Annotated in this window: 13 protein-coding genes; 11 read left to right on the top strand and 2 right to left on the bottom strand. The window is 66.5% G+C overall.

Translation table 11 applies throughout. The features are described 5' to 3' along the window. The first annotated feature begins 203 nt into the window (after positions 1-203). The 3 genes from M3I53_RS03960 to M3I53_RS03950 are packed head-to-tail and all read left to right on the top strand — an operon-like array spanning position 204 to position 2763. Entirely contained in the window at positions 204-1511 is a 1308-nt protein-coding gene (locus M3I53_RS03960) for a D-alanyl-D-alanine carboxypeptidase family protein (protein ID WP_254314648.1), read from the top strand. Then, positions 1508-2473, top strand: coding sequence for an aminotransferase class IV (locus M3I53_RS03955; RefSeq protein WP_254314647.1), 966 nt, complete (start codon positions 1508-1510; stop codon positions 2471-2473). Before M3I53_RS03960 ends, M3I53_RS03955 begins: the two co-directional genes overlap by 4 nt. After that, entirely contained in the window at positions 2470-2763 is a 294-nt protein-coding gene (locus M3I53_RS03950) for a DUF493 family protein (RefSeq protein ID WP_254314646.1), read from the top strand. The genes M3I53_RS03955 and M3I53_RS03950 overlap by 4 nt, the downstream gene beginning before the upstream one ends. 82 nt (positions 2764-2845) lie before the next feature. Here M3I53_RS03950 and M3I53_RS03945 read toward each other — a convergent pair whose 3' ends face one another. Continuing rightward, a complete protein-coding gene (locus M3I53_RS03945; RefSeq protein ID WP_254314645.1) occupies positions 2846-3823 on the bottom strand; it encodes a transcriptional regulator GcvA in 978 nt (325 codons plus the stop codon). Positions 3824-3924: 101 nt separating this feature from the next. Here M3I53_RS03945 and M3I53_RS03940 point away from each other — a divergent pair, with 101 nt between their 5' ends. From M3I53_RS03940 to M3I53_RS03915, 6 genes are all read left to right on the top strand, one after another. Beyond that, positions 3925-4251 carry a DUF2917 domain-containing protein gene (locus M3I53_RS03940; protein ID WP_254314644.1) on the top strand — a complete coding sequence of 109 codons (327 nt, stop codon included), beginning with the start codon at positions 3925-3927 and terminating at the stop codon, positions 4249-4251. A 104-nt stretch (positions 4252-4355) separates the two neighbouring features. Then, the gene (gene lipB, locus M3I53_RS03935) at positions 4356-5270 is read left to right on the top strand and encodes a lipoyl(octanoyl) transferase LipB (protein ID WP_254314643.1); all 915 of its coding nucleotides are present in this window, start codon (positions 4356-4358) and stop codon (positions 5268-5270) included. Positions 5271-5283: 13 nt separating this feature from the next. After that, positions 5284-6273, top strand: a complete 990-nt coding sequence (gene lipA / locus M3I53_RS03930; RefSeq protein ID WP_254314642.1) for a lipoyl synthase — start codon at positions 5284-5286, stop codon at positions 6271-6273. Positions 6274-6522: 249 nt separating this feature from the next. Beyond that, positions 6523-7575 carry a taurine ABC transporter substrate-binding protein gene (gene tauA, locus M3I53_RS03925; RefSeq protein ID WP_254314641.1) on the top strand — a complete coding sequence of 351 codons (1053 nt, stop codon included), beginning with the start codon at positions 6523-6525 and terminating at the stop codon, positions 7573-7575. A gap of 16 nt (positions 7576-7591) precedes the next feature. After that, positions 7592-8401 (top strand): taurine ABC transporter ATP-binding protein, encoded by an 810-nt coding sequence (locus M3I53_RS03920; protein ID WP_254314640.1) that lies wholly within the window; start codon positions 7592-7594, stop codon positions 8399-8401. Next, the gene (locus tag M3I53_RS03915) at positions 8398-9285 is read left to right on the top strand and encodes an ABC transporter permease subunit (RefSeq protein ID WP_254314639.1); all 888 of its coding nucleotides are present in this window, start codon (positions 8398-8400) and stop codon (positions 9283-9285) included. The genes M3I53_RS03920 and M3I53_RS03915 overlap by 4 nt, the downstream gene beginning before the upstream one ends. Before the next feature lie 32 nt (positions 9286-9317). Here the strand turns inward: M3I53_RS03915 and M3I53_RS03910 are convergent, their stop codons facing one another. After that, entirely contained in the window at positions 9318-9557 is a 240-nt protein-coding gene (locus M3I53_RS03910; protein ID WP_141710677.1) for a hypothetical protein, read from the bottom strand. A gap of 24 nt (positions 9558-9581) precedes the next feature. Here M3I53_RS03910 and M3I53_RS03905 point away from each other — a divergent pair, with 24 nt between their 5' ends. Beyond that, positions 9582-10868 (top strand): dicarboxylate/amino acid:cation symporter, encoded by a 1287-nt coding sequence (locus tag M3I53_RS03905; protein ID WP_254314733.1) that lies wholly within the window; start codon positions 9582-9584, stop codon positions 10866-10868. A gap of 160 nt (positions 10869-11028) precedes the next feature. Continuing rightward, complete coding sequence (locus M3I53_RS03900; RefSeq protein WP_254314638.1) at positions 11029-13005, top strand: ATP-binding protein; 1977 nt, start codon at positions 11029-11031, stop codon at positions 13003-13005. The last annotated feature ends 9 nt before the right edge of the window (positions 13006-13014 follow it).

Raw genomic sequence — 13014 nt, 5'->3', positions numbered from 1 at the left:
TGCGTGAAAAATGCACCACAGGTACGCGCAAACGTGTGACTTAGCGAAAATTCGCCACGACGTGCCGCGTATAATGTTCGCCAATTTTGTGCTTGCTGCGCCGCGATCGGCGCATGCACGGCACCCGCATTCCCGCTTTCACCGACCGTGCGCCGCATGGCGCGTTACGTTCATCCCGTCCCAATTCCGCCCGACCTGAACCTATGCGTTTTCTCTCCTCTGGCCAACCGTCTTCTTTTGTTCCTTCCACCATCGTTCGTAACGTCACGCTTGCAGTGCTCCTGCCCGCCTCGCTGCTGGCGAGCGCGAACACGTTCGCCCGCACGCCCGCACACACCGCGGGCGTGAAAGCGCAGGCGCAGCCGCAAACGGCGGTGGCTGTGGGCACCCCCGCAGACAACGTGCTCGGCGGGCTGCCCCCTCCCGGCGTGAATGCACGCTCGTGGGTGCTCGTCGACGCCACCGCGAACCAGGTGCTCGCCTCCGGCAATGCAGATGAGCGTGTCGAGCCCGCATCGCTCACGAAGCTGATGACCGCGTACCTCGTGTTCGAGGCGCTGCAGAGCAAGAAGATCACGATGGATCAGGTCGTCACGCCGAGCGAAGCCGTGCGCCGCGTGAAAAACGACGAGTCGCGCATGTTCATCGAAGCGAACAAGCCGGTCTCGGTGCATGACCTCGTGTACGGCATGATCATCCAGTCGGGCAACGACGCGGCCATCGCGCTTGCCGAACTGGTGGGCGGCAGCGAAGCGAACTTCGTCAACATGATGAACGCCGAAGCACAGAAGCTCGGCATGACGCACACGCACTTCGCCGACGTCAACGGTATGCCCGACCCCAATCACTACACGTCGGCCGGCGACCTCGCCACGCTCTCCGCGCGTCTGATCCGCGACTATCCCGAGTACTACGACATCTTCTCGGTCAAGGAATTCAAGTACAACAACATCAAGCAGCCGAACCGCAACCGCCTGCTGTGGATCGACCCGACGGTCGACGGCCTGAAGACCGGCCACACCGAAGCTGCGGGCTACTGCCTGATCGCGTCGGCCAGGCGTCCGCTCGCGGGCGGCGGCAACCGCCGTCTCGTCTCGGTGATGATGGGCGAGCAGAAGGAACACGACCGCGTGCAGGACAGCCTCAAGATGCTGAACTACGGCTATAGCGCGTACGACACCACGCGCATCTATCAGGCGAACCAGGCCGTGGCGACGCCGCGCGTCTACAAGGGCACGCTCGACGCCGTGAAGGTCGGCGTGCAGAAGGATCAGTTCGTCACGCTGCCCAAGGGCGCCGCCGACAAGGCCAAGCCGCAGGTCGAACTCAGCAGCCCGCTGATTGCGCCGCTCGCGGTTGGCCAGAAGGTCGGCACGGCGAAGTTCGTGGGCGCGGACGGCAAGGTGCTCGCGCAGGTTCCGCTCGTCTCGCTCGAAGCCGTACCGCAGGCCGGCGTCGTCGGCCGCGTGTGGGATTCGCTCATGCTCATGGTCAACAAGAAGAAGTCATGACGCCCGCTTCAGCGACGCAGGCGGGCGAGCCGCTTGTCTGGCTCAACGGCGAGATCACGCCGCTTGCCGAAGCGCGCATTCCCGTGCTCGATCGCGGCTTCATCTTCGGCGACGGCATTTACGAAGTCGTGCCCGTCTATGCGCTCGCCGATGATGCAGGCACGGTGCGCGTGCCGTTTCGCATCGCGCAGCACCTCGCGCGTCTGAAGCGCTCCCTCGAGAAGGTCGGCATTGCGAATCCGTTCGACGAAGCGGGCTGGCGCGCACTGGTCGAGCGTTTGATCGAGGCGAACGAAGCCGCGCTCGCGCTCGCGCGCGATGCCCACGCCAACTTCTACGTGCAGGTCACGCGCGGTGTGGCGCCGCGCGGCCACGCCTTCCCGGCGGCGGCCACGCCCACCGTGTTCGCGATGGTCAATCCGCTCAAGCTGCCGGGCGTTGCACAGCGCGAGCAAGGCGTGCGCTGTGTGACGGCAGAAGACAAACGCTGGCTGAATTGCGACATCAAGTCGACTTCGCTGCTCGGCAACGTGCTGATGGCGCAGCACGCGGCGGAAAACGATGCATTCGAAACGATCCAGCTGCGCGACGGCTGGCTCACCGAAGCGTCTTCGTCGAACGTTTGGGTCGCGAAGGGCGGCGCGCTCGTTGCACCGCCGCGCAGCAACCGCATTCTCGAAGGCATTCGCTACGGCCTGATCGAGGAGCTGGCCAAGGAATGCGGCGTGCGCTTCGAGGCGCGCGAGGTCGCCGAAGCCGAACTGCGCGAGGCGGACGAGATTCTCGTGACCTCGGCAACCAAGGAAGTGCTGGCGGTCGTCGCGCTCGACGGCAAGCCGGTGGGCGGCGGCAAGCCGGGGCCGGTCTACGCCGCGCTCCACGCGGCGTACCAGCGCGCGAAGCAACGCGAGGCGCAGGCATTGCGCGCAGCGGCTGCCGAGCTACAGCAAGTGGAGAAATGAACGTGACACAACAGGCAAGCAACCCCGCAGCGAAAGAATCGCTGATCGAATTCCCCTGCGACTTCCCGATCAAGGTGATGGGCAAGACGCATCCGGAATTCCAGGACACCATCGTGACGGTGCTGCGCGAATTCGACGGCGGCTTCGACGCCACGACCATCGAGACCCGTCCTTCGAGCGGCGGCAACTACACGGGCCTCACCGTGACGGTGCGCGCCACGAGCCAGGCGCATCTCGACGACATCTATCGAGCCCTCACCGGGCATCCGATGGTGAAGATCGTGCTGTAAGCGGGCGGAAGGCGTTCACATGAAAAGGGCCGCAACGTGCGGCCCTTTTTGCATCCGGCGCCGCATCCGGCCCCTCGGGTCGTCAAGGCATGTCGCCCACGCGCGCACGTTGCGCCGCGGCGGCGGCCGTCATCAGCGGACCGGCCTCGCAAGCGTCCTCGTAGAGCCGCCGAAAGCGCGCGACCTCGTCGAACACCCAGTCCCGGAACGCTTGCACGCGCTCGGTCTGCATGCGTTGCGGCGGGCAGATGAAGTAGTAGCGCCACGGGCTCGGTCCGTCGATGTCCTTGAAAAGGCGCACGAGGCGCCCGAGCGTGATCTCGTGCATGGCGAGCGAGCGGCGCACGAGCGCGATGCCCTGGCCGTCCATGGCCGCCTGCAAAAGGTTCGACGAATCCTGGTAGAGCACGCCGCGCTTCGGCTCGGGCAGGTCCTGGAGGCCCGCGGCGTCGAACCACGGGCGCCAGAGTTCGTCGTCCGAGCGCAGCAGCGGCAGCTTCGCGAGTTCGTGTGGATTGGTGGGCAGCCTCCCGCCGTTGAAATCGGGCGAGCAGGCGGGAAAGAAGATTTCGTCGAGCAGCAGTTCGGCGTGCAGCCCCGGATAGTGCCCGTAGCCAAAGCGGATGGCGACATCGACGTCGTCGCGCGCGAAGTCCGTGAGCGAATTCGTCGATTGCAGCTCGACGTCCCACTGCGGATGCGCCTCGATGAAGCGGCCGATGCGCGGCGTGACCCAGCGCGCCGCAAACGACGACAGCATTGAAACGACGAGCCGCCGGTCGCGGTCGCCGGCGCGGATTTCCTGGGTGGCGTGCGCGAGCTGGCTGAGCGCGTCGCGCACCTGGCCGGCGTAGCGGCGGCCGGTGTCGGTCACGCGCACGCGTTTGCCGTCACGGGCGAAGAGCGCCACGCCCAGTTCCGCTTCGAGCGCGCGAATCTGGTGGCTCACTGCGCCATGCGTGACGAAGAGTTCGTCGGCGGCGCGCGAGAAGCTTTCGTGGCGGGCGGCGGCTTCGAAGGCCTTGAGCGCATTCAGCGCGGGTAGCTGGCGCAGATCCATATCGTATTTTTTCTCACATAGGCGTGAAAATTCATCGTTTTGCTCGACCCCTTATGGTGTCTACGATTGTAGCTATCGAAGCAGGTCATTCGGAGTCGAAAATGAGAGAAATTTCTTCGGATATCACGTTTGAAGTGGCGGCCGACCAAACGGCCTCGGTGCGCGTCACGCGCAGCACGCGGCTGACCGTGAAGTGCGGCACCGTCTGGGTCACGCGCAGCGACGACACCGCCGACTACTGGCTCGAGCCCGGCCACACGCTGCGGCTGCGGCGCGGCGAGCGCCTGTGGATCGGCGCGGAAGGCGGCGCGGCTGCGTGGGTGGGGTTCGCGGTGCCTGCACGCCTGAGTGAGCGCGTGGTCGACCTGGCCGCGCGCGCCGCACAGCGCGCGGGTGTTCATATCGGCGACGGATGGCGCACGGTTTGACCTGACTGGCAGCTCAAAAGCGGCGACGATGGGAATGCCACCCATCGCCGCTATCTGCAGCATGCCCGGCGCGCTCGTCCCGAATTCGGTAAACTCCCGAAATCATGTGCGCCACCCCGGTTTCACCCTCGCAAATTCCTTCCGACCCCGGCGCGGCCGCGGTCGCGTCTCAAACGGCAAGTTCGTCCATCGTCGTGCGCTGGCGCGGCAACGACGCTTATCAGACGAGCTTCGACGCCATGCGGGAGTTCACGGCCGCCCGTGACGCCAATACGCCCGATGAAATCTGGCTCGTCGAGCATCCGCCCGTGTTCACGCTCGGCCAGGCCGGCAAGCCCGAGCACCTGCTCGTGGCGAACAGCGGCATTCCCCTCGTACAAATCGATCGCGGCGGGCAGATCACGTATCACGGGCCGGGCCAGGTGGTGGCCTACCTGCTGCTCGACTTGCGGCGCAGGAAGCTGATGGTGCGCGAGCTCGTCACGCTCATCGAGGACGCCGTGATCGAAACATTGGCGGCGTATAATCTCGCCGGCGAGCGCAAGGCCGGCGCGCCCGGCATTTACGTGCCGCAGGACGCCAGCGGCGCGAGCGCCGCGCATACGGGCGCGAAGGTCGCCGCCCTCGGGCTGAAGATCCGCAACGGCTGCAGCTATCACGGCGTGAGCCTGAATGTGTCGATGGATCTGGGCCCATTTCTCGCGATCAATCCGTGTGGATACGCCGGTCTCGAAACCGTCGACATGGCCACGCTTGGCGTTCAGGCGAGCTGGCGCGACGTAGCGGGCACGCTGGCGGCACAGCTCGAGGCGCATCTCGCGGCGCACGCAGCAACACTTCCGACGGTAGCCGAAGCGGCTGCCACCGGCCCTTCAGCCGAAGCAGCCGGGATGAACCCGGCCGCAGAGGCGGCTGAAAAGGAAGCGGCCGCTTACGCGGCCGCGATGGACCCGGCCGAAGCGGCCGTATCAGGCGGGCAACCGCCGCAACCGCAGGCTGACGTCGCACCGGCGGCCTGACTGGATCGAAAGCATGACTGACATCACTGCGAACCCCGCTGGCACCGACGCCGACGCCGTTCCCTACGACGCCACCGCAAAACAGAAGGCGCAGGCCAAGACCTCGCGCATTCCGATCAAGGTCATTCCCATCGAGAAGCTCAAGAAGCCCGAGTGGATCCGCGTGAAGGCGGCCACGGGCAACTCGCGCTTCTACGAAATCAAGAACATTCTGCGCGAGCACAACCTGCACACGGTGTGCGAGGAAGCGAGCTGCCCGAACATCGGCGAGTGCTTCGGCAAGGGCACCGCGACCTTCATGATCATGGGCGACAAGTGCACGCGCCGCTGCCCGTTCTGCGACGTGGGCCACGGCCGCCCCGATCCGCTCGATCCGGACGAACCGGCGAACCTCGCGCGCACCATCGGCGCGCTCAAGCTCAAGTACGTCGTGATCACGAGCGTGGACCGCGACGACCTGCGCGACGGCGGCGCCGGCCACTTCGTGGAGTGCATCCGCCAGGTGCGCGAGCAGTCGCCCGAAACGCGTATCGAGATCCTTACGCCGGACTTCCGCGGCCGTCTCGACCGCGCGCTGCAGATCCTCAACGCCGCGCCGCCCGATGTGATGAACCACAATCTCGAAACGGTGCCGCGCCTCTACAAGGAAGCGCGCCCGGGTTCGGACTACGCGCACTCGCTCAAGCTGCTCAAGGACTTCAAGGCGCTGCATCCCGAAGTCGCGACGAAGTCGGGCCTGATGGTGGGTCTCGGCGAAACCGAAGAAGAAATTCTTCAGGTGATGCGCGACCTGCGCGCGCACGACGTCGACATGCTGACGATCGGCCAGTACCTGCAGCCTTCGGAGCACCACCTGCCGGTGCGTTCGTACGTGCATCCCGACACGTTCAAGATGTACGAGGAAGAGGCGTACAAGATGGGCTTCACGCACGCGGCCGTCGGCGCGATGGTGCGTTCGAGCTATCACGCCGACCTGCAGGCGCATGGGGCAGGGGTGGTTTAAACAACTCACCACTTGTCGCAAGCCCGCAATCGAAAAGCCCGCTGAAAAGCGGGCTTTTTGCTTTTTTGCGTTGCGCCGCGCCCGAGCAGCGCAATGCGCGCATCGCTTCCAGCACCATCCACCTCAACGCGAAATGCAATGCTTCAGCAGCGTCATTAGCTAACGCGGATAAGTTAGAACCGCTCACCGCGAGACTCCCTATAGTCGGAACCTTCATTCACTCGAACGTCGTTCCGCCGGAGTCTCTCGATGAACCCTCGCGCTATCCCTGCATTCGCACGCCGCCCGCACATCGCCGCCGTCGCATTCGCCGCCGCCTGCCTCGCTAGCGCGTTCGGCGCGCCGCGCGCGCACGCCGAAACGCGCGAGGTCGTGATCGCGTATCAGGACATGGTGGTGCCGTGGCGCTACGCGCAGGCAACGGGCGAAGTCGAGAAGGAAACGGGCTACAAGGTCACCTACCGCAAGCTCGCGAGCGGCGCCGATGTGATCCGCGCGCTCGCCTCGGGCTCGGTGCAGCTCGGCGAAGCCGGTTCGAGCCCGATCGCGGCGGGCCTCTCGCAGGGCGTGGATCTCTCGCTGTTCTGGATTCTCGACAACATCAACGACGCCGAAGCGCTCGTCGCGCGCGACGGTTCGGGCGTGACGAGCATCGCGGGTCTGAAGGGCAAGACGATCGGCGTGCCGTATGTCTCGACCTCGCACTTCCACGCACTCGTCGCGCTGCAGAACGCGGGCGTGAATCCCGCCGATGTGAAGATCGTCAACCTGCGTCCGCCTGAGGTCGCGGCCGCCTGGCAGCGCGGCAACATCGACGCGACCTACATCTGGGACCCCGTGCTCGTGCAGGTGAAGAAGAACGGCAAGGTGCTGATTACTTCGGGCCAGGTGGCGAAGGCCACGGGCAAGGCGACCTTCGACGGCTTCGTGGTCGACCGCAAGTTCGCGAAGGACAACGGCGACTTCGTCGCGAAGTTCGTGAAGGTACTGGCCGCCGCGGACGCCGATTACAGCGCGCATCGCACTGCATGGAACGCGGCCTCGCCGCAGGTGAAGGCGGTGGCGAAGGAGTCGGGTGCGAATGCCGCCGAAGTGCCCGCGAGCCTCGCGCTCTACGCGTTCCCCACGCCCGCCGAGCAGGCCTCGAAGACCTGGCTGGGCGGTGGCGCGCAGTCGGGGGCGGCGCAGTCGCTGCTCGCCACGGCGGCCTTCCTCAAGGAGCAAGGCACGATCCAGAACGTGCTGCCCGACTATTCGGTAGGCGTCGATCCGCAGTACGTGCAGCGCGCGGCTGCGCATTGAACGCAAGGAGCAACCCATGAGCGCGCTCGCGATCCGCGATCTCACCGTCATCTACGAGGGCGCGCGGCGTGACGCTGCGCCGAACGTCGCGCTCGCGAATGTGAACCTCGAAGTGGCGAGCGGCGAGTTCGTCGTGGCGCTCGGCGCTTCGGGCTGCGGCAAGACCACGTTGCTCAACTGCATCGCCGGCTTCATCGAGCCGGCGCTTGGCGAGGTGCGCGTGAACGGCGCGCGTGTGGAGGGGCCGGGCGCCGAGCGCGGCGTGGTGTTCCAGAAGCATGCGCTCCTGCCGTGGCTCGACGTGCTCGACAACGTCGCGCTCGGCTTGCGCTTTCAGCGCGTGCCGAAAGCGCAGCGCGAGCGCATCGCGCGCGAGCAGCTCGCGCTCGTGGGCCTGGAGCGCCACGCGCGCGAACGCGTGTATGCGCTTTCGGGCGGCATGCAGCAGCGCGTGGGCATTGCGCGCGCGCTCGCGAGCGATCCGCAGATCCTGCTGATGGACGAGCCGATGGGCGCTCTCGACGCCATGACGCGCGAGCAGGTCCAGACGCTCGTGCTCGACGTCTGGGCGCGCACGCAGAAGACGGTGTTCTTCATCACGCACAGCGTGGAGGAGGCGCTCTTTCTGGCGACGCGCATCGTCGTCATGACGCCGGGGCCGGGGCGCATCGAGCGCGAGTACGAGGTGCCGTTCGCGCGCCAGTATCTCGCCACGCGTGACGCGCGTGCCGTGAAGTCGTCGGCGGAATTCATCGCGTGGCGCGAGCGGCTGGTGGATTTGCTGCACGCGGACGCGGGCGCTCACGTACACGAGGAGCCGGTATGAGCGTGCCGCACGAATCGTTGAGAGAAGTCGCGCTGAAAGCGGCCCGCGCGCTGCCCCGCACTGACGAGGCGCACGCGGCGCACACGGCGCGCTCCAAAGTCTGGCGCATGCCCGGCGAAGGCCCCACGGCTGTGCTGAGCGCGGCGTCGGTGGCGGCGCTCGCGCTGCTCTGGTGGCTCGCGACGCACCTGCACTGGCTGCCGCCGCTCTTCCTGCCGACGCCGGAAGCCGTCTGGCAAGCCTTCACGGACGCGCTGCACGGCCGCATCCAGGGGGGGCTGCCGCTCTCCGAGCATCTGTTCTGGAGCGCGCTGCGCGTGTTCGGTGCGTTCCTGCTGGCGGTGGTGACGGCCGTGCCGGTCGGCATCCTGATGGGCGTCTCGCGCATCGCGCGCGGCCTGCTCGATCCGCCGCTCGAGTTCTACCGGCCGCTGCCGCCGCTCGCCTACCTGCCGCTCGTGGTGATCTGGTTCGGCATCGACGAAACGGCCAAGATCGTCGTGATCTGGCTCGCCTGTTTCGCGCCCATCGCCATGGCCGCGCGCGCCGGCGCGAAGAGCGCGAGCGTCGAGCAGATCCGCGCGGCGGCGTCGCTGGGCGGCAGCCTCGCGCAGATCGTGCGCTTCGTCGTGCTGCCCGCCGCGCTGCCGGAGATCCTCACGGGCCTGCGCATCGCCATCGGCTTTGGCTGGACTACGCTCGTGGCCGCCGAGATGGTCGCCGCGACGGCAGGTCTCGGGCAGATGGTGCTCAACGCGTCGAGCTTCCTGCGTACCGACGTCGTGGTGATGGGCATCGTGCTGATCGGGCTCATTGCCTGGCGCTTCGACCTCGCCATGCGCGCGCTCGAACGGCGCCTCGTGCCGTGGAAGGGACGCGGCTAAGGCGGCTCCCGTCTTTCTGGAAATCCGAACGCTCATAGGGCGCGATTCTGGAAAACCAGATTCGCGCCTTGGTTCGTTGGATAAAAATCCTTATAAATCAATGGCGTGAGCGGTTGCGCTAGCTGGCATTCTCCTTGCAAATAAGAACGCGCGGCCACCCCGGCCGCGACAAAAAAAACAGCAAGGAGACAGCCGATGTCCGATCCCCTCTTCCGGTTTCGCTGATCCCCAGTTTCGACCTGTCGCGGCCCGAACTCGATTCGTTCGGCCATTGGCTTAACTCATTTGCAGGAACCATCGTGAAGAAACCTCTCCACAAAGTCCTCTATTTCCAGGTGATCGTGGCGATCGTCATCGGCGTGATCCTCGGCCATTACTGGCCCGCCATCGGCATCGACATGAAGCCGCTCGGCGACGCCTTCATCAAGCTCATCAAGATGGTGATCGGGCCGATCATCTTCTGTACCGTCGTGACCGGCATCGCCGGCATGGAGGATATGAAGAAGGTGGGCCGCGTGGGCGGCAAGGCGCTGCTGTACTTCGAGATCGTCTCGACCTTCGCGCTCGTGCTCGGCCTGATCGCCACGCACGTGCTGAAGCCGGGCGCGGGCTTCAACGTCGACGTCCATTCGCTCGACGCCAAGGCCGTGGCCAGCTACGCCGAAAAGGCGCATGGCCAGAGCAGCGTCGACTTCCTGATGCACATCATTCCGGACACGATCACCTCGGCGTTCGCGCAGGGCGAAATCCTGCAGATTCTGCTGATCGCCCTGCTGTTCGGCGCCGTGCTCACGCAACTGGGCGAGCGTGGCCGCGTGGTGACCGAGTTCATCGACAGCATCTCGGGCGTGCTGTTCGGCGTCGTGAAGATCGTCACGAAGCTCGCACCGATCGGCGCGTTCGGCGCGATGGCGTTCACCATCGGCAAGTACGGCGTGGGCTCGCTGATCCCCATGCTCAAGCTCATCGGCACGTTCTACCTCACGTCGATCGTGTTCGTGCTCGTCGTGCTCGGCGCGATCGCGCGCTTCACGGGCTTCTCGATCATCCGCTTCGTTTCCTACATCAAGGAAGAGCTGCTGATCGTGCTCGGCACCAGCTCGTCGGAATCGGCCCTGCCGCAACTGATGCAGAAGCTCGAGCGCCTTGGCTGCTCGCGCTCGGTCGTGGGCCTCGTCGTGCCGACCGGCTACTCGTTCAACCTCGACGGCACCAACATCTACATGACGATGGCGGTGCTCTTCATCGCCCAGGCGACCAACACGGATCTCACGTGGACGCAGCAGCTCACGCTGCTCGCGGTGACGATGCTCACCTCGAAGGGCGCGAGCGGTGTGACCGGCGCGGGCTTCATCACGCTGGCGGCCACGCTCGCCGTCGTGCCGACCATTCCGCTGTCGGGCATGGTGCTGATTCTCGGCATCGACCGCTTCATGAGCGAGTGCCGCGCGCTGACCAATATCGTCGGCAACGGCGTGGCGACGGTCGTCGTCTCGGCATGGGAGAAGGAGCTCGACCGCAACAAGCTGCGCGCCGTGCTCTCGGGCGAGGTCGAAGAAATGAAGGAAAGCGCAGGCGCGTAAGCCGCGCTGGGCGGGCGTGTGCAGGCCGTGAGGCGCGCCGCCCCCCGATGTCTGTTCTCTCGATGTTTCGCGGCCATCGCCGCTGGGCGGCGCGAGCGTTTCCCCTGCGCGAGCGCCGCCCGTTTTTGTTTCTCGTCTGACTTCGCCGCAGTTTGGCTGAGTGGGTCCGAAGCGCATCGTCCGACCCGGACGCCCCGGCGCGGCGCGGCCGTGTGCCACAATCTCCCTCATCCCCCTCGACCGTCTGGAAGCCGCTCACGTGACGCGCCGCCTCATCATCCTTTTCGCGCTCGCAGCCGGCCTCGTCGCGGTCTGCGCGCTGACGTGGGCGCTCACGTGGCAGACCGGCATCGACGCGCTGCGCCGCAACGCCGCCGTGCGCGGCGACCGCACCGCGGCTTCGCTCAAGAGCACGCTCGAGCGCTACGACTCGCTGCCCTATATCGTCGGCGAGCATCCGCTCGTGCAGGACGTGCTGGTCGATCCGAGACCCGAGTGGGTGGCCGCCGCGAACCGCTATCTCGAAGACGTGAACCGTCACGCGCGCGCCACGACGACCTACATCATCCGCGCCGACGGCATGAGCATCGCGGCGAGCAACTGGCGCGACCCCGATAGCTTCGTGGGCGTGGACTACCGCTTCCGGCCGTATTTCATCGACGCGATGAACGGCCGCGTGGGGCGCTTCTTCGGCATCGGCACGATCTCGCACGATCCGGGCTACTACGTATCGCAGCCCGTGCGGCGCGACGGCAAGATCGTCGGCGTGGCCGTAGTGAAGCTCAATCTCGAATGGTTTCCGGGCACCGATGCCTCCGAGCCGCTGCTCGTCACCGACGACAACGGCGTGATCTTTCTGTCCTCGGTGCCCGCGTGGAAGTACCGCACGGTGCGCCCGCTGCCGCCGGCCGTGGTGGCCTCGATCGACGCCACGCGCCAGTACGCGAGCGAGCCGATCGCGCCGCTGCCGACGAGTGTCGAACGCGTGTTGCCGGGCGACGCCGACATCGTGCGCATGGGCGCGGGCATCCGCGCACCGCGTTACCTGGAAACGCGCCGCTCGCTTGGCGAGCCCGACTGGCATCTCGTCACCATGTCGTCGATCGACCCCGTGCTCGAGGCCTCGCGCAACGCGACCATCATGACGGGCTTCGGCTACGTTTCGCTGTGCCTGTTCGGATTCTACTGGCGCATGCGGCGCGCACGCGTGCGAGAAGTGATGCGCAGCCGCGCAATGCTGCAAAAGGCCTACGCGATGCTCAACGAGCGCGTGGCCGAGCGCACCGCCGATCTCTCGCAGGCCAACGAGCGCCTGCAGCGCGAGGTGGCGGAGCGCACGCGCGCTGAGGCGGAACTGCGCGCGACCCAGGACGAGCTGATCCAGGCGAGCAAGCTCGCCGCGCTCGGCCAGATGGCGGCGGGCATCACGCACGAGCTGAACCAGCCGCTCGCGGCGCTGCGCAGCTTCTCGGACAACACGCGGGTGTTTCTGGAGCGCGGCCAATACGCGGCGGCCACCGAAAACCTCGAGGCGATCGGCTCGCTCACCGAGCGCATGGGCAAGATCGTCAATCAGCTCAAGCTGTTCGTCGGGCGTGCGCGGCCGAGGGGCGCGCGTGCACCGGTGGCCCGCGCGCTGCGCAACTCGCTCGCGCTGCTCGGCAAGCGGCTCGACGGCGTGCGTGTCGATCTCACGTTGACGGAAGACGGCGCGCCGACCGTGCCGCTAGACGTGGACGCCGAGTACCCGGACCTGAGCGCGCAGAGCGACGACCTGCGGCTCGAACAGGTGCTCATCAACGTGCTCGGCAATGCGCTCGACGCCGTGGCGGGCCTGCCGTCGCCGCGCATCGCGATCGACGTGCAGGCGAGCGCAGCGACGCTCGTCATCGCCGTGAGCGACAATGGTCCGGGCGTTCCCGAAGATGTGCTGCCGCGCCTTTTCGAGCCGTTTTTCACGACCAAGGAAATGGGGCAGGGGCTCGGCCTCGGACTTGCGATTTCCTCCTCGATCGCACGCGACTGCGGCGGCACGCTCACGGCGAGCAACGTGCCGCAAGGCGGCGCACGCTTCGTGCTGACGTTGCGCCGCGCGCGTGCGGATGCCGAGAGCGCGGCGCGCGCCGCCGGGTTGTGACGCCGGGTT

This window comes from Paraburkholderia sp. CNPSo 3272, from assembly GCF_024206495.1.
Taxonomy (GTDB): Bacteria; Pseudomonadota; Gammaproteobacteria; order Burkholderiales; family Burkholderiaceae; genus Paraburkholderia.
The sequence above is the reverse complement of the archived record's forward strand: the minus strand, read 5'-3'. Positions and strand labels throughout refer to the sequence as shown.

Coding starts and splice junctions, on each gene's coding strand:
- M3I53_RS03945 (WP_254314645.1), bottom strand. CDS start 3,823: ATGGATCTGCGCCAGCTACCCGCGCTGAATGCGCTCAAGGCCTTCGAA.
- M3I53_RS03950 (WP_254314646.1), top strand. CDS start 2,470: ATGAACGTGACACAACAGGCAAGCAACCCCGCAGCGAAAGAATCGCTG.
- M3I53_RS03920 (WP_254314640.1), top strand. CDS start 7,592: ATGAGCGCGCTCGCGATCCGCGATCTCACCGTCATCTACGAGGGCGCG.
- M3I53_RS03960 (WP_254314648.1), top strand. CDS start 204: ATGCGTTTTCTCTCCTCTGGCCAACCGTCTTCTTTTGTTCCTTCCACC.
- M3I53_RS03915 (WP_254314639.1), top strand. CDS start 8,398: ATGAGCGTGCCGCACGAATCGTTGAGAGAAGTCGCGCTGAAAGCGGCC.
- tauA (WP_254314641.1), top strand. CDS start 6,523: ATGAACCCTCGCGCTATCCCTGCATTCGCACGCCGCCCGCACATCGCC.
- lipB (WP_254314643.1), top strand. CDS start 4,356: ATGTGCGCCACCCCGGTTTCACCCTCGCAAATTCCTTCCGACCCCGGC.
- M3I53_RS03910 (WP_141710677.1), bottom strand. CDS start 9,557: ATGGCCGAACGAATCGAGTTCGGGCCGCGACAGGTCGAAACTGGGGAT.
- M3I53_RS03940 (WP_254314644.1), top strand. CDS start 3,925: ATGAGAGAAATTTCTTCGGATATCACGTTTGAAGTGGCGGCCGACCAA.
- M3I53_RS03955 (WP_254314647.1), top strand. CDS start 1,508: ATGACGCCCGCTTCAGCGACGCAGGCGGGCGAGCCGCTTGTCTGGCTC.
- lipA (WP_254314642.1), top strand. CDS start 5,284: ATGACTGACATCACTGCGAACCCCGCTGGCACCGACGCCGACGCCGTT.